The organism is Xanthobacter nonsaccharivorans (assembly GCF_043194755.2).
Classification (GTDB): Bacteria; Pseudomonadota; Alphaproteobacteria; order Rhizobiales; family Xanthobacteraceae; genus Xanthobacter; species Xanthobacter autotrophicus_G.
This window is the reverse complement of the sequence record NZ_CM195526.1, coordinates 3115767-3130629: the sequence shown is the minus strand read 5'-3', so window position 1 is coordinate 3130629 and position 14863 is coordinate 3115767. Positions and strand designations below refer to the sequence as shown.

General features: G+C 69.6%; 10 protein-coding genes. 3 read left to right on the top strand and 7 right to left on the bottom strand.

Going from position 1 to position 14863, the window contains the following annotated elements:
• Positions 1 to 15 precede the first annotated feature (15 nt).
• Positions 16 to 1854, bottom strand: coding sequence for a glutaminase A (gene glsA / locus V5F59_RS14390; protein ID WP_393978516.1), 1839 nt, complete (start codon positions 1852 to 1854; stop codon positions 16 to 18).
• 227 nt (positions 1855 to 2081) lie between these two features.
• Here glsA and putA point away from each other — a divergent pair, with 227 nt between their 5' ends.
• A complete protein-coding gene (gene putA, locus V5F59_RS14385; RefSeq protein WP_393978514.1) occupies positions 2082 to 5714 on the top strand; it encodes a bifunctional proline dehydrogenase/L-glutamate gamma-semialdehyde dehydrogenase PutA in 3633 nt (1210 codons plus the stop codon).
• 46 nt (positions 5715 to 5760) lie between these two features.
• Here the strand turns inward: putA and V5F59_RS14380 are convergent, their stop codons facing one another.
• The 5 genes from V5F59_RS14380 to V5F59_RS14360 form a co-directional block, all read right to left on the bottom strand.
• Positions 5761 to 6045, bottom strand: a complete 285-nt coding sequence (locus V5F59_RS14380; RefSeq protein WP_393978512.1) for a cysteine rich repeat-containing protein — start codon at positions 6043 to 6045, stop codon at positions 5761 to 5763.
• Positions 6046 to 6489: 444 nt separating this feature from the next.
• On the bottom strand, positions 6490 to 7416 hold the full coding sequence (ltnD, locus tag V5F59_RS14375; RefSeq protein WP_393978510.1) for an L-threonate dehydrogenase: 927 nt from the start codon (positions 7414 to 7416) through the stop codon (positions 6490 to 6492).
• Positions 7417 to 7667: 251 nt separating this feature from the next.
• Positions 7668 to 8681 (bottom strand): polysaccharide deacetylase family protein, encoded by a 1014-nt coding sequence (locus tag V5F59_RS14370; RefSeq protein WP_393978508.1) that lies wholly within the window; start codon positions 8679 to 8681, stop codon positions 7668 to 7670.
• Between the two features lie 389 nt (positions 8682 to 9070).
• Positions 9071 to 9310: a DUF1127 domain-containing protein gene (locus V5F59_RS14365; protein ID WP_393978506.1), complete on the bottom strand. Its 240-nt coding sequence runs from the start codon at positions 9308 to 9310 to the stop codon at positions 9071 to 9073.
• A 269-nt stretch (positions 9311 to 9579) separates the two neighbouring features.
• A complete protein-coding gene (locus V5F59_RS14360; protein WP_393978504.1) occupies positions 9580 to 10401 on the bottom strand; it encodes a hypothetical protein in 822 nt (273 codons plus the stop codon).
• Positions 10402 to 10606: 205 nt separating this feature from the next.
• Here V5F59_RS14360 and V5F59_RS14355 point away from each other — a divergent pair, with 205 nt between their 5' ends.
• The gene (locus V5F59_RS14355; protein ID WP_393978502.1) at positions 10607 to 11203 is read left to right on the top strand and encodes a superoxide dismutase; all 597 of its coding nucleotides are present in this window, start codon (positions 10607 to 10609) and stop codon (positions 11201 to 11203) included.
• A 376-nt stretch (positions 11204 to 11579) separates the two neighbouring features.
• Entirely contained in the window at positions 11580 to 13208 is a 1629-nt protein-coding gene (locus tag V5F59_RS14350; protein ID WP_393978500.1) for an ArnT family glycosyltransferase, read from the top strand.
• 189 nt (positions 13209 to 13397) lie between these two features.
• Here the strand turns inward: V5F59_RS14350 and V5F59_RS14345 are convergent, their stop codons facing one another.
• Positions 13398 to 14789: an esterase-like activity of phytase family protein gene (locus V5F59_RS14345; RefSeq protein ID WP_393978626.1), complete on the bottom strand. Its 1392-nt coding sequence runs from the start codon at positions 14787 to 14789 to the stop codon at positions 13398 to 13400.
• Positions 14790 to 14863 lie beyond the last annotated feature (74 nt).

Here is a 14863-nt window from a genome sequence, read left to right as displayed (position 1 = left end):
GCGCGCCCGCTTGTCTCAGCCGGTGAGCATCTCGATGCGGGCGGTGGCCATGCGGATGCGGGCCGCGAGCAGCACCGCGAGGTTGCGGATGATGCGGTCGGCCGCCCGCGGATGGCTCTCGGCGAAGGCGCGGAACTGCTCCATGCCCACTTCGAGGCACACGGCCTCCGTCTCCGCGAAGATGTCGGCGGAGCGCGGCTCGTCGATCAGCGCCAGCTCGCCGAAGGCCATGCCGGGGATGAGGGTGGCGAGCCGCGTGCCGGTCGCGGCCCGGGCGCTCACCATGCCGCGCAGCAGGAAATAGACCTTCTCGGGCGGCTCGCTGGCGCTGATGATGCGCGTGCCGGCATCGAACGCCACCCGCGTGCCGAGGCGGGAGAGGGCGGAAAGGTCCTCGGTGGAGAGCCCCTCGAGCAGGGCCTGGCGGGTCAGGTCGGCCTCCACCCCCACCTGCGAGAAACCGCCGTGGCGGTAGACGATCTGGTCCTCCGCCCATTCCACCGCAGCGTCGTAGGTGGGGAAGATGCGCACGCGCACGCCCTGGTCCTTCAGCGCCTTCAGCTGCGGCGCCACCGGCGAGGTGCTCTCCACGCCGGCGATCACCGCGGTGGTGGTGGGCGGCAGCTGGCTGCGCAGGAGGCCGGTGAGCAGCCGGAGCCCCGCATCGGTGATGGTGGAGACGCGGTGCAGGTTGAGAATGAGGAATTCCGGCACGCCCGCCGGATCGGTGAGGCGTCGCGTCACATAATCCATGGTGGCGAACGAGAGCTTGCCGGCCAGCTCCAGCACCCGGATGGCGGCGGAGCGGGCCTTCAGGATCTCCCGCGCATGGGGCTGGCGGCCGGGCTTCGCGGGCACGGTCCGGAAATCATAGTCGGCGACGATGGAGGTGCGCACATCGTCCTGGCGGGAAAGCATGTGCAGGTCGAAGGCCTCGGAGATGGCCTCGCAGGTGCGGATGCCGCGCACCGAATTGCCGTGCACGTCGAGCCGCGGCGAGAAGATGCCGAGGCCCAGCTGGGAGGGCAGCGCCGCCAGGATGCCGCCGCCGACCCCGCTCTTCGCCGGCACGCCCACGCGGTAGATCCACTCGCCGGCGAAGTCGTACATGCCGGACGAGCTCATCACCGCCAGGGTGCGCGCCACCGCATAATTGGAGACCACGGTCTCCCCGGTCACGGGGTTGACCCCGTGGTTGGCGAAGCTCGCCCCCATCACCGCGAGGTCGCGGGCGGTGACGAGCAGCGAGCACTGGCGGAAATAGACGTCGAGCACATGGTCCACGTCGCCGCGCACGCCGCCATAGGTGCGCAGCAGATAGGCGATGGCCCGGTTGCGGTCGCCGGTGAGCCGCTCGGACTGGAACACGGCATCGTCCACCTCCAGCGCGCGGCCGGCAAAGCGGCCGAGGGTCGAGCGGATCAACTCGAACGCCTCGTCCCCCGCCGCATCGGCGATCAGCCCGCAGCAGGCGATGGCGCCGGCATTCACCATGGCGTTGAAGGGCTTGTTGTCCGCGCGCAGGCGAATGGAGTTGAACGCCTCACCGCTCGGCTCCACGCCGATGGTGGCCTCCACCTTCTCCGCCCCCAGGAGGTCGAGGGCCAGCGCGAACACCACGGCCTTGGAGATGGACTGGATGGTGAAGGGGATCTGCGTATCCCCGGTCTCGTAGACATGGCCGTCGGTGGTGGCCACGGCGATGCCGAAATGGTCCGCATCCGCCTTGCCCAGCTCCGGGATGTAGGAGGCCACCTCGCCGGCGTCGAGCGGGGCGAAGGCGGTGCGCGTTTCCTCAAGGAAGCGCAACAGCGGCGTGGTCAGCACGGCGGGGGCAGGGGCGGGAATCGGCACGGCGCGGCTCCGGAACTCTCGAACGCCAGTGAAGGCGCAGAGCGCGTGCAATGCAACACGTGACCCGGCCCGTCGCCGCCATGTTGCCCGGGTCCGGACGGTCCGGGCCGGAAAAGCGCAGCCGGCATTCAAAAGCCCGCTCGCCCGCGCGCGGCATTATCATGGCCGTCGGGACAGACCCCGCCGGGCCGTGCCGCTCCACCGGCCCGCGAGAGGGAGAGAACGCCATGGACACCCCCGCGCTGTTCACCCGCTTCGCCCCGGCACCGGGATCGTGCAGCGTGTTGCGTGAGCGGATCTCCGCCGCCCACCGCCGGCCGGAGCGCGACTGCGTGGCCGGTCTTCTCGCCGAGGCCCGCCTGCCGGCGGAAACGCGCGCGGCCATCGCGGGGCGGGCGCGGGATCTCGTCGCCCGCCTGCGGGCCAGGCCGCGCGGCTCGGTGGTGGAGGCTCTGGTACAGGAATATGCGCTCTCCTCCCACGAGGGCGTGGCGCTCATGTGCCTTGCGGAGGCGCTGCTGCGCATCCCCGACACCGCCACCCGCGATGCCCTGATCCGCGACAAGGTCGGCCATGGCGATTGGATGGCGCATCTGGGCGCGGGGCGCTCGCTGTTCGTGAATGCCGCCACCTGGGGCCTCGCCCTCACCGGCAGGCTCACAGCCACGGCGGACGACGGGCGCCTGTCCTCGGCGCTCGCGCGCGTCGTGGCGCGCTGCGGCGAGCCGGTGATCCGCCATGCGGTGGACCTCGCCATCGCCCTGATGGGGTCCGAATTCGTCATGGGCCGCACCATCGGCGAGGCGCTCGCCCGCGCCCGCGGGCGGGAGGCGGAGGGCTTCCTTTATTCCTTCGACATGCTGGGCGAGGCGGCCATGACGGCGGCCGATGCGGAGCGCTACTTCGCCGCCTACCGCGCGGCGATCGCCGCCATCGGCACGGCGTCGGCGGGGCGGGGCGTCTACAGGGGGGCGGGGATTTCCGTGAAGCTCTCGGCGCTGCATCCGCGCTATGCCCGCGCCAAGGCCGAGCGGGTACGGGCGGAGCTGCTGCCGCGGCTTGCCGCGCTGGCTCTGGAGGCCAAGGCCCACGACATGGGCTTCAACATCGATGCCGAGGAGCAGGACCGGCTTGAGCTGTCCCTCGACGTGCTGGAGCAGCTCGCCGCCGATCCGCGCCTCGCCGGCTGGGATGGCCTCGGCTTCGCGGTGCAGGCCTATGGCAGGAGATGTGCGCAGGTGATCGACTTCATCGTCGATCTCGCCGGCCGCACCGCGCGCCGCATCATGGTGCGCCTCGTGAAGGGGGCCTATTGGGACGCCGAGATCAAGCGTGCCCAGGTGGACGGGATGGCGGATTTCCCTGTCTTCACCCGCAAGCTGCATACGGACGTGTCCTACATCGCCTGCGCCCGCCGGCTGCTGGCGGCGCGCGCGCGGGTGTTTCCCCAATTCGCCACCCACAATGCGCAGACGCTCGCCACCCTCCTCGAGCTTGCGGGGCCGGACTTCCGGGAGGGGGATTTCGAGTTCCAGTGCCTCCACGGCATGGGCGAGCCGCTCTATGCGCAGGTGGTGGGCCCGCTGAAGCGCCCCTGCCGCATCTACGCGCCCGTGGGCACCCACGAGACGCTGCTCGCCTATCTGGTGCGGCGCCTGCTGGAGAACGGCGCCAATTCTTCCTTCGTCCATCGCCTCGCCGATGCGGACGTGCCTGTGTCCGAGCTGATCGCGGACCCGGCCGAGGCGGCGGCCGCCATGCCGGACTCCGGCGCGCCGAATGAGGCCATCGCCGCGCCCCGGGCGCTCTATGGCCGGCGGGTGAATTCCGCAGGGCTGGACCTTGCGAGCGACGCGGTGCTGCGGGAGCTGGGCGAGACCCTGCGCCAGGGCGCCGACATCCGCTGGCAGGCGGCGCCTGCCACGGGCGGCACCGCGCCGCGCCTGGTGCGCAACCCGGCCGATCTTTCGGACGTGGTGGGCGAGGCGCGGGACGCGCGGCCGCAGGATGTGGCCCACGCCGCCGCCGTCGCCCGCGCCGCCGCGCCCGGCTGGGCGGCGCGGACGGTCGAGGCGCGGGCCGCCCTTTTGCGCGCCGCCGCCGACCTCATGGAGCGGGAGAGGCCCCGTCTCCTCGGCCTCATCATGCGGGAGGCGGGCAAGTCCGCCGCCAATGCGGTGGCGGAGGTGCGCGAGGCGGTGGACTTCCTGCGCTATTATGCGGACGAAGCCGCCGCGCGCCTCACCCCGGCGCACCGGCCGCTCGGCCCGGTGGCCTGCATCAGCCCCTGGAATTTCCCGCTCGCCATCTTCACGGGCCAGGTGGCGGCGGCGCTGGCGGCGGGCAATGCGGTGCTCGCCAAGCCGGCGGAGGAGACCCCCCTGGTCGCCGCCGAGGCGGTGCGCCTGCTCCACGCGGCGGGCATCCCGGCGGATGTGCTCCTGCTGCTTCCCGGCGATGGCGCGGTGGGCGCGGCATTGGTGGGGGCGCCGGACGTGGCGGGGGTGATGTTCACCGGCTCCACCGAGGTGGCGCGGGCCATCGCCGGCGGGCTTGCCGGGCGGCTGACCCCTTTGGGCCGGCCGGTGCCGTTCATCGCCGAGACCGGCGGGCAGAATGCCATGATCGTCGACAGCTCCGCGCTGGCGGAGCAGGTGGTGGGGGATGTGCTCGCCTCCGCTTTCGACAGCGCCGGCCAGCGCTGCTCGGCGTTGCGCGTGCTCTGCCTGCAGGAGGAGGTGGCGGACGGCATGCTCGCCATGTTGAAGGGCGCCATGGCCGAGCTGGAACTGGGGCGCACGGACCGCCTCGCGGTGGATGTGGGCCCCGTCATCACCGCCGAGGCCAGGGCCGGCATCGAAGCGCACGTGGCGGCCATGGCGGCAAAGGGCTGCAAGGTCCACCGCCTGCCGCTGCCGCCGGAGGCGGCGCGCGGCACCTTCGTGGCGCCGACGCTCATCGAAATCTCCTCCATGGCCGATCTCGACCGCGAGGTGTTCGGCCCGGTGCTGCACGTGCTGCGCTGGAGGCGGCGGGAGCTGAGGCCGCTGCTTGCGGCCATCAACGCCACGGGCTACGGCCTCACGTTCGGCCTGCACACCCGGCTCGACGAGACCATCGTGCAGGTGACGCGGGCGGTGGCGGCGGGCAATCTCTATGTGAACCGCAACATGATCGGCGCGGTGGTGGGGGTGCAGCCCTTCGGCGGGCGCGGGCTCTCCGGCACCGGGCCCAAGGCGGGCGGGCCGCTCTATCTCGGCCGGCTGGTGACGGGGCCGGCGTTCGATCCCGGTCCCGGCGCCGCCGATCCCGCTGCGGCGGCCTTCGCGGACTGGCTCGTGGCGCAGGGGCGGAAGGAGGATGCGGCGGCGGTCTCGGCCTTCGCGGCCCGCGTGCCCCTCGGCCTGTCGCTGGAGCTGCCCGGCCCGGTGGGGGAGCGCAACACCTATGCCCTGCACCCGCGCGGCGCCCTGCTGCTGATGCCGTGCACGCGAGCCGGCCTGATGCGCCAGATCGGCGCCATGCTCGCCACCGGAAACCACGGGGTGGTGGAGGCGCCGGAGCCGCTCCTCGCGACCATCGCCGGGCTTCCGCCGGCGCTCACCGCCCGCATCCGGCGCAGGCGGGGGACGGAACCGTTCGCCGCGGCGCTGGTGGAAGGGGAGGGGGCGGAGCTGACCAGGGCCGTCCGCCGCATCGCCGCGCTGCCCGGCCCGGTGGTGCCGGTGCATGCGGCGACGCCGGAGGAGATCGCGGCGAACCCGTTCGCCTATCCCGCCCCCTTCCTGCTGGAGGAGGTGGCCCTCTCCGTCAACACGGCGGCGGCCGGCGGCAATGCGAGCCTGATGGCGGTGACCTGAAAGGCTTCGCCTTGGAGCGGGATGCGCCGGCCCCGGCCGGAACCGCCTATTGCTTGGTGCGCTGGCTGGCGACCAGGGCGCCGATGCTGGCCTGGCAGGGCGGGCTCACCTCCTGCCGATGGTCCTTGAGGCACTGCACGATGCGCCCACCGCCCGGCTGGATGCCGGCGCAGAGCTTCTTCACGTCGGCCTCACAGGCGGTGCGCAGGGCCTTGAGCTGGTCGACGGACACAGCCGGAGCCTGCGCCTGGGCCAGCGCCGGAGCGCCGGGAACAAGGCCGAGGGCGAGGACGGGAAGGGCCAGCAAGGCGGTGCGCGCAGCGTGGAACATCAAGGTCTCCTCGATTGGGTGCCGGTTCCGCCGCCGAAGGAGGCGCCGGCTCGGGCCAACCTTCGCCGGGGCGCGTTACGGCGCCTTTCCGGGCTCGTGACGAATGGTGACGATATGTAACGACGGCCGGAGGGGGCCTCTGCCGTCAGCCGAGCCTAAAGCCTTTCCCCGTTTCTCGGAATCGGGGAAAGGCACTAGCGTATTGATCCAACGCATTTTCTTTACGCGCACCGGTGCCCGCGTCGCTTGAACATGCGCCGGAGCACGCGCCGGTGGGATCGCGCGCTGAAGAGCCTGCTTCGGAAGTCCTTACCCCCCACGTCTCCCGAAAGCGCCGTCAGGGCCGGCCGTGACGGTCCGGGATTGACGTCCCCGCGTCAAAAAAAGCCGGCCGGGCTTTTCAAGCAGATTCCCGAGCCGCTGTAGAGCGCGGGGCGGGCGCCGTCACGTCCCCGGCAGCTTGGTGCGGGTGATCTGGGCGTAGAGGCGGGCGACGGAAGCGTCGTCGTCGCCGCCCATGCCGGCGGCGGAGGTGGCCAGGAACATTTGCAGCGCCGCGGCGGAGACCGGCACCGGGAACTTGGCGTTGCGCGCCATGTCCTGGATGATGCCGAGGTCCTTCACGAAGATGTCCACCGCGCTTCGCGGTGCATAGTCGCCGTTGAGCACGTGGGGCATGCGGTTCTCGAACATCCAGCTGTTGCCGGCGGAGGCGGTGATGACCTCGTACACCTTGCGGATGTCCAGCCCCTGCCGCGCGGCGAAGGCCATGGCCTCGCTGGCGGCGGCGATGTGCACGCCGGCGAGCAGCTGGTTGATCATCTTGAAGGCGGCGCCCTGGCCGGGCGCGTCTCCCAGCGCATAGAGCTTGGCCGCCATGGCATCGAGGGCGGGCCTGGCTGCGGCGAAGGCCTGCGGGCTGCCCGAGGCAAGGATGGTCAGCGCCCCTTCCGCCGCGCGCTGGGCGCCGCCGGAGATGGGGGCATCGAGATAGTGCCGGCCGGTGGCCTCCAGCCGGGCGGCGAGGGCGCGGGCGATGTCCGGGTCCATGGTGGCGGAGGAGATGAAGACGGCGCCCTCCGGCAGGGTCTCGGCCACGCCGCCGGGGCCGAACAGGATGGCCTCGGTCTGCGCGGCATTCACCACCACGCTCACCGCCATATGGGCGCCGCGCGCCGCCTCGGCGGGCGAGGCGGCGCCCTTGCCGCCCTCGGCGGCGAAACGGGCGACGGTGTTGGCATTCACGTCGCATCCCGTCACCGCGATGCCGGCGCGCAGCAGCGACATGGCCATGCCGTAACCCATGGAGCCCAGCCCCACGACCGCGGCGGTGAGGGGGGCGGTGGCTGGCGTTTCCCCGGTGGTGTTCATGGGCTTCCTCCCCTGGCGCATGCGCCGGTCGGGAGGCACTGCCAGCCGGCCGGGCCGCGCACTTGCTTTTTGGAGCTGGAGACGGATTGTCCGATCGGCTCGGATCCGGTTTCCGCGTTTGCCCTGTTGTAGGGGCCATCGGGGCGGCGATCAAATCGTTTCGATCTTTGCCCCGGCTGTCCTCGGGGTTTGAAACGCATGCGGCGCCCGGGCCGGGGGCCGGGGCGCCGCAGGAACGGGATAGGACAGGTTCAGTAGACGCTGGCGCTGCGCTGGGCGGCACCGGTGCTGGCCGCGGGCTTCTGCGCCGGCTTGGCGGTGGAGGCGCCGGGCTTGGCCGCCGCATCGGGCTTGGCGCCCGGCTTCTGCGGCTTCTTCTGGCCCGGCTTCGGCTGCAGGGAGGCGAGCGTCACCGGCTTCGTCTTGTCCATGGCGATCATCTGCGACAGGGTCGCGAACTTGTAGCCCTTGGCGGTGAGCTCATCGATCACGCGCGGGATGGCGGCGACCGTGGTCGGGTAGATGTCGTGCGACAGCACGATGGCGCCCGGCTTCACCTGACCCATGATGGCGTTGTAAACCTTCTCGGTGTCGCGATCGCGCCAGTCGTTCGGGTCCACGGACCAGTTGACGGTGGTGAGGGCGTACTTGTCCTCGATATAGGTGCGCAGGCTCGGCTTCATGGAGCCGTAGGGCGGGCGCAGGTAGATCGGCTTCTTGCCGGTGACCTGGAAGATGGCCTCGGAGGTGTTGCCCAGCTCCTTGTCCACCGACGCCTGGCTGATGCGGGTGAGCTGCGGATGGCTCCAGGAATGGCTGCCGATCTCGTGGCCCTCGTCGGAGATCATCTTCAGCACCTCGGGGTGCTTGGCCACCATGTTGCCGAGCACGAAGAAGGTGGCCTTCACGCCGCGCTCGCGCAGGATAGCGAGCAGCTTGGGCGTGGTCTCGGGGTTCGGACCGTCGTCGAACGTGAGGGCGACGTAAGAGCCCTCCACCTCAAAGGACTTGTAGGTATAGTTCTTGCGCGGGGTAATATTCGGCGTCGGGGCCGGCGCAGGCGCGGCCACGGGCTGCGCCATCGCGGCAGCCGCTGCCGCCGCCTGGGCGCTGGCCGCGGCGGCGGCCGCAGACGCAGGCTTGGCAATGGATTGCGTGGTGGCGGGGCCGTCCTCCTTGGGAGACGACAGCACCGGACCGAGCGCAAGGCCGGCACCAACGGCGCCAACGGCCAGGATTCCGGAGACGATCAGGAGGGGCTTCACGACGGCGCTTTCCACGATTGAGGACGATTTGATGAACATCATCATCGCCGTTCGTGGACAAATCGTGAAGCGCGCGCGGCCAAATGCCGATTTACAGCCACGAATTACGTTTCGCGTCTGTATCAATGACTGTTTGGGAGGTATTTAGGGGTGTTTCGAGGTGCGCTCGCGCCAGGGCCGACAATGATTACGTAGCGGCATCTTGCGACGACCCATCAACCGGCGTCGTTCCTGAAGCCCGCTCCCGCGAGCCGCGGCGAAGCCGGCGGGCCCTGTCGGCGGAGCAAGGTTCCGGCCGGGGCGAGCCCAACCGGCATATTCCGCGCGGAGCGATGGCGCGAAACCGTATCGAGGGGACGGAGGCTGATGCCTCCGCCCCGGAAAGGTCCTCAGACCGGCAGGGCCGAGCCGGTGAGGCGGTTGGGGCGAGGGGCCTTGGTAACGGCGCCGGCCTTCACCTCGACGGCGGCAGCCTCGCGGGCCACGCGCGCGATGTCGGAGCGGCTGATGCCGATGTCCGCCAGGTCGCGGTCGCTGAGGGAGCCGAGCTCATCCATCACGCGGCGGCGCAGGATCTCGCCGGCGAACACCTTCTGAAGGGACACCCAAAGGGTCTGAAGCGCGAACATTTCCGTCTTCTCCTCTTGCCGCATCCCGCGGACGGGAGGCGGATGCCTGACGGCCGGACGGCTCTGCCGATCCGGGGGCGCAGGGAATGCCGCGGTGCAGCATCTGGAGGGAAGATAATGTGCGTCGCCGCTGGGCAGTACCGCAAAGAATGCAAGGCAGCCCTGTCGGCGAACGCAGGGTCATTAAGGGTTCGGCAGGACTTTGCGGGGTCGCGGCCGCGCGTGCCCGGCCGTTGTGCGATGCCGAAGGCGTGGCCGCCGGAGCGGCCTCAGCGCTCTGAATGAGACTGGGAGACGTGGTCCCGCAGCTCCTGCAGGGAGGCGAAGCGCACCACGCCGTCCGGCAAGTCCGCCTGGATCGAGCCGTCGGAATAGAGGGTGTAGGCCATGCCGCCGACGATGCCGGACTTGAGGATGCGCGGCTCCTCCGGCTCGGCCGCCCGGGGGGGCGGCGGCGCCGCGGGGGCCGGGGCAGCGGGTTCGGGGCGGGCCGGGCGCGCCGGCGGCTCGTAGCCGGTGGTGCGGGCCGGGCGGGGCGGGACGACGGGAGCCGGCGCGGCCGGGGCCTGGCGTGGGGCGGCGGGCTCCGCGCGTCGTTCGAGGCGCTGGCGACGCGCCTCCAGCATGGGATCGGGCGCATCCGGGGCGGGCTCGAACGCGGATGGCAGCGGCGCCGGACGGGCGGCAGGGGCGCGCTCGCGCTCCGGTGCGTGCACCGGTTCCTCCTCGGTGCCATCCTCGTCGGCCTCGTGCGCCGGCTCCTGAACCGACAGGCGCGGCGCCGCGGGGCGGGCGGCGAGGCGCGGCGCGGGGGCGGGCAGGGGTGCCGGGGCGGGCAGGGCTTCCTCCTCGTGCGCCTCACGGCTGCCGGTGGCGTCGTGCTCCATATGCTCGATGCGGTCGGTCAGCCGCTCCAGCTGCCGCAGCACGAGGCCCATGGCGGTAATCACGAACCCGCCCGACGCGGCCACCGCGCCCGTGGTAATGAGCGTGTTGCCGAAGGTGGTCACGAAAATGGATACGCCGAGCGCGATCACCGCGAGGCCGGCAAGCGCGATCAGCACGCCGAGAAGGACCAGGAACCACCACATCTCGTCACCCCACTTGCCCGCTTGCGGACCCTTCGGATCCGGGAACCCTGTCCGGCTGTCGCCGGGAAAATCGGCGGTATCAAGGTTGTTTGAAGGCGAAGGCCGCCCTATCTAGGTCGTTGCTCGGACATGTCGTATACCCGGTGCGCTCCGGGGCACCGATTTCGCCCCGAGCATGATGCCGGATAGATTGCGGAGATGTTTCATGTCCTTCACGCTGCCCGACCTGCCCTATGCCTATGACGCTCTGGCGCCGTACATGTCGCGCGAGACGCTGGAATACCACCACGACAAGCACCATCTCGCGTACGTCAACAATGGCAACAATCTCCTAAAGGGAACTGAATTTGAAGGGAAATCCCTGGAGGAGATCGTCAAGGGCTCGTTCGGCAAGAACGCTCCCCTCTTCAACAATGCAGGCCAGCACTACAACCACCTGCATTTCTGGAACTGGATGAAGCCCAACGGCGGCGGCGCCATCCCCGGCGAGCTCGAGAAGAAGATCATCGAGGACCTCGGCTCGGTCGAGAAGTTCAAGGAAGACTTCATCGCCGCCGGCGTCGGCCAGTTCGGCTCCGGCTGGGCGTGGCTCGCTCTCAAGGACGGCAAGCTGATCGTTGCCAAGACCGCCAACGGCGAAAGCCCGCTGGTGAGCGGCGCCACCCCCATTCTCGGCGTCGACGTGTGGGAGCACTCCTACTACATCGACTACCGCAACCGCCGTCCCGATTATCTGAAGGCGTTCGTCGACCATCTGGTCAACTGGGACTACGTGGCCGAGCTCTACAGCAAGGCTGTGTGAGTTTCCGCTCCCCGTCGCCTCCGGGCGCCGGGGAGCCTCCCAGCAGGCTGGGCCGGCGCGTTGCTTCGCCGGGGAAGCAATTTCTTTCGATACGATTCCTTTCCACTGGGGAAAACCAAGGCTCCCGCCAAGTCCTAACCGTGGGACATCTCCCAGCGTTCAGGTTGAGCCGGCCGCAATTCCACAGCAATGCTGCCCGAATTTGTGCGACGCACAGCATAATTTTGTTGCGATCTTCGGCTACACGACCTTATCTGTGACGCGCGCTCCCCGGCTGCGGTAAGGTGGTATGCCATCTGCCATGGGGGCAACGAGGGGCCAGGGCTCCTCGTCCGGCGGGCGCGCAGGGTGCGTGTTCCGTTGGGGTTCTCCTTCCATGTCGGTTCTGCAGTTTGAACGTCGGCCGGGCACGATTGCGGATGCCTGCGCCGTCGCGTTGCTTGCGGCGGTTGTAGCAATCGCCATCCTCACCTTTTCCGACTATGGCCTGGGGTGGGATGACTTCACCCATTCCCAGTACGGCGACCTGCTGTACAGCTATTTCAGCTCTGGTCTGACGCAGCGGAAGGTCTTTTCCTTCGTCAACCTGTATTATTACGGCGGGGGCTTCGACCTGATCGCCGCGACGCTGGCGAAGCTGCTGCCCTTCGTGGACGTGTTCGACATCCGCCGCCTCCTCGGCGCGCTGGTGGGTCTTGCCGGCTTCTTCATCGTCTGGCGCACCGGGCGCCGGCTGGCGGGGCCTTGGGGCGGCCTTGCCGCGATGGCCCTGCTGATGATCTGCCCGCTCTTCTTCGGGCACATGTTCATGAACGCGAAGGACGCGCCCTTCGCCGTCTCCATCGCCGGCCTGATCTACGCCACGGTCCGCGCCTTCGATGAATTCCCGAACCCCACGCCCCGCACGGTGACCCTGTTCGGCCTGTGCCTCGGCCTTTCGGTGGGCACGCGGGTGATGGGCCTCATGACCGGGGTCTATATCGTCGCGGCCATCGGCTTCGTGCTGGTGGCCGAGTCCTTCCAGCTCGGCTTGAAGGATGCGGCCAAGCGCACCCTGCGCTTCTGCGGCCTGCTCGCCTTGGGAGGGCCGCTCGCCTATTTCGTCATGGGTATCGCCTGGCCCTGGGGCGTGGCCGAGCCGCTCAATCCCCTCATGGCGCTGAAGTATTATTCCGTGTTCTGGGAAGTGCCCTGGCGCGAGATGTTCGACGGACGCGCCATCATGGTGCCGGACATGCCGCGCATCTATGTGCCGCTGCTGTTCTCCGTGCAGATGCCGGAGATCTTCCTGGGGCTCGTGCTGTCCGGGGCGGCGGGCGCCGTCGTCACGGTCTTCTTCGGCAAGGAGGCGCCGGCCAAGCGCGCGCGGCTGGTGCTCATCGTCACCGCGGCCTTCTTCCCCATCATGCTCACGGTCGTCGCCCGGCCGGTGGTCTACAACGGCATCCGCCATTTCGTGTTCATCACGCCGGCGTTGTCCCTGCTCGGCGGCTTCGCGGCGGCCTGGATCTGGGAGCGGGCGCAGCGCATGCCGCGCCTCGCCCGCGGTGCGGTCGCTGCCGCGATCCTCGTGGGCTTCGCCCTGCCGGCGAAGGAATTCCGCACCCTTCATCCCTACGAATATACCTATTACAATAATTTCGTGGGCGGCACCCGCGGGGCAGACAGCCTGTTCATGCTCGATTACTGGGGCCTCGCCTTCAAGCAGGCGGCCGCCGAGCTGGACGAATACGTGGAGAAGCACCGCTGGAGCCTGCCGCAGGGCCGCAAGCTGCGGGTGGCCGTGTGCGGCCCGCATTTCGCCGCCGCCGCCGAGCTGGGCCCGCGCTACGAGACCACCTACGACAGCAAGAATGCCGACTTCTATCTGATGCTCGGCGAGTTCTACTGCGCCGAGGTGAAGGCGCCGACCCTGGTGAAGATCGAGCGCGACGGCGTCACCTACGCCACCGTCTACGACGTGCGCGGCCGCCCCTTCCCGAGCGTGTTCGCCGAAGGACAGTGAGCCGGACAAGGCCGCATCCCAAAACGGAAAGGCCGGGCGCAACGCCCGGCCTTTTTCTTTGCATCGCCCGAGTGGGGCGCCCCGGAGCGTTCCCAAGGGAAGCAGAAAGCGGCTTGCCTGAAGAAAACGCGTCCGCACCAGGAGAGGGAGCGTTTCCCCGATTCCATGAAACAGGGAAACGCTCTCGCCTCACTTGGCCTTCAGGAACTCGGCCACGTCCAGCAGCACGAACTCGTTGTCGTCATTCTTCTGCGGCGCGCGGCCGGCGGAATAGGGCAGGTTGTTGTCGTTGCCCACCACGATCTGGGTCGGGCTCACCATCACCACGTCCTCGATGGTGAAGAAGGGCATGTCCAGCGCGCCCTCGGTGCCGCCCTGCTTGGCCTTGCCGTTGGGGTCCTTGATGTTCAGCAGGTCGATGTAGCCGACCTTGCGCGCCAGCTGGCCGGCGGTCTCGGGCGAGAACTCCACCTTGTACACGCGCTTGAACTGGGCCGGCTTGTCGAAGCAGGTGGGCTCCACCTTGCCGGCCTCGCACGCCTTGAACCGGGAGCCTTCGCGGTCGTCCCGCTCGATGATGAGGCCGTGGGTGTCGTCCACCATGTTGAAGTCGCCGATGGCGTTGCCGGCCTGGGCGAGGGGATACTTCCAGCTGCGGCCGGTCCAGTCGCGCTTGGCGATGTCGAACTCGGCGATGCGCAGCACCTCGCTGTCGCCCACCTTCTCCTTGCCGCCGGTGGCCGCATCGAACAGCGGGCCTTCCAGCAGGGCGTAGAGCTTGGTCTTGTCCGGGGAGAGGGCCATGCCCTCGAAGCCCTTGGAGCGATAGGCGTTGAACGCCACCTTGCCGTCCGGCGCGCCGGGCAGGCTCAGGGCCGGATGGTCGGGCGAGCGGACCGGCTTGCCGTCCACCTGGGTCTCGAACACCGCCTTCACCTTGCCGTCGAGGTCGGTCTCGATGAGGAACGGGCCGAACTCCTCGCCGAACCAGATGCTGTCGCCCACCACCTGGATGGATTCGAGGTCGAAGTCGGCGCCGGTCAGGTAGCGCTTCTCGGTGCCCTCCATGGCGATGGCGTAGGGCACCTTCCGGTCCGGATCATGCAGGAAGATGGTGCCGAGGCGCTCGATCTTGCCGTCCTTGAAGTCCATCTTCAGGCGGTGGGCCATCAGCATGGCGTCCGGCGAATTGGCCTTGGAGCCGAAGCCGTTGTCGGTCAGCACCCAGAACCGGCCGTCGCCCTCGGAGACGATGCCGGAGAAGCCCTGCACCGCCTGCCCCTCGAAGGGGAGGGAAAGGCCGGTCTCGCGCGGGGCCGCCTTGTTGGAGAGGACGCTGACGCCCTTCACGCTGCCCACGACGTCGTTGCGGACGCGGTCGGCGGCGGTGAACTTGCCGCTGGTCTTCAGGGCCGCCGGCGCATCCGCCGGGGCAGGCACGAAGCTGGCGGCCGGCAGCACCACATGGCCAGCGAGCACCGCCGGGAAGGCGGCGCCCTCGGACGGGGCGGCCGCGGTCTTTTCGGTCTGGGTCTTGTCCTGGGCGACGGCGGGAAGAACGAGCGCGGCGCCGGCGAGCAGCGCAAGGGTAAACGATTTCAGCGTGCGCACGGGGACACCTCCTGAAGGTCCGATGCGCGCTTCACCTGCAGCGG

Bases quoted from the DNA above. Each gene is read 5' to 3' on its own strand.
- ltnD (WP_393978510.1), bottom strand. From the start codon at position 7,416: ATGAACACCACCGGGGAAACGCCAGCCACCGCCCCCCTCACCGCCGCG.
- V5F59_RS14365 (WP_393978506.1), bottom strand. From the start codon at position 9,310: ATGTTCGCGCTTCAGACCCTTTGGGTGTCCCTTCAGAAGGTGTTCGCC.
- V5F59_RS14360 (WP_393978504.1), bottom strand. From the start codon at position 10,401: ATGTGGTGGTTCCTGGTCCTTCTCGGCGTGCTGATCGCGCTTGCCGGC.
- V5F59_RS14350 (WP_393978500.1), top strand. From the start codon at position 11,580: ATGTCGGTTCTGCAGTTTGAACGTCGGCCGGGCACGATTGCGGATGCC.
- putA (WP_393978514.1), top strand. From the start codon at position 2,082: ATGGACACCCCCGCGCTGTTCACCCGCTTCGCCCCGGCACCGGGATCG.
- V5F59_RS14355 (WP_393978502.1), top strand. From the start codon at position 10,607: ATGTCCTTCACGCTGCCCGACCTGCCCTATGCCTATGACGCTCTGGCG.
- V5F59_RS14380 (WP_393978512.1), bottom strand. From the start codon at position 6,045: ATGTTCCACGCTGCGCGCACCGCCTTGCTGGCCCTTCCCGTCCTCGCC.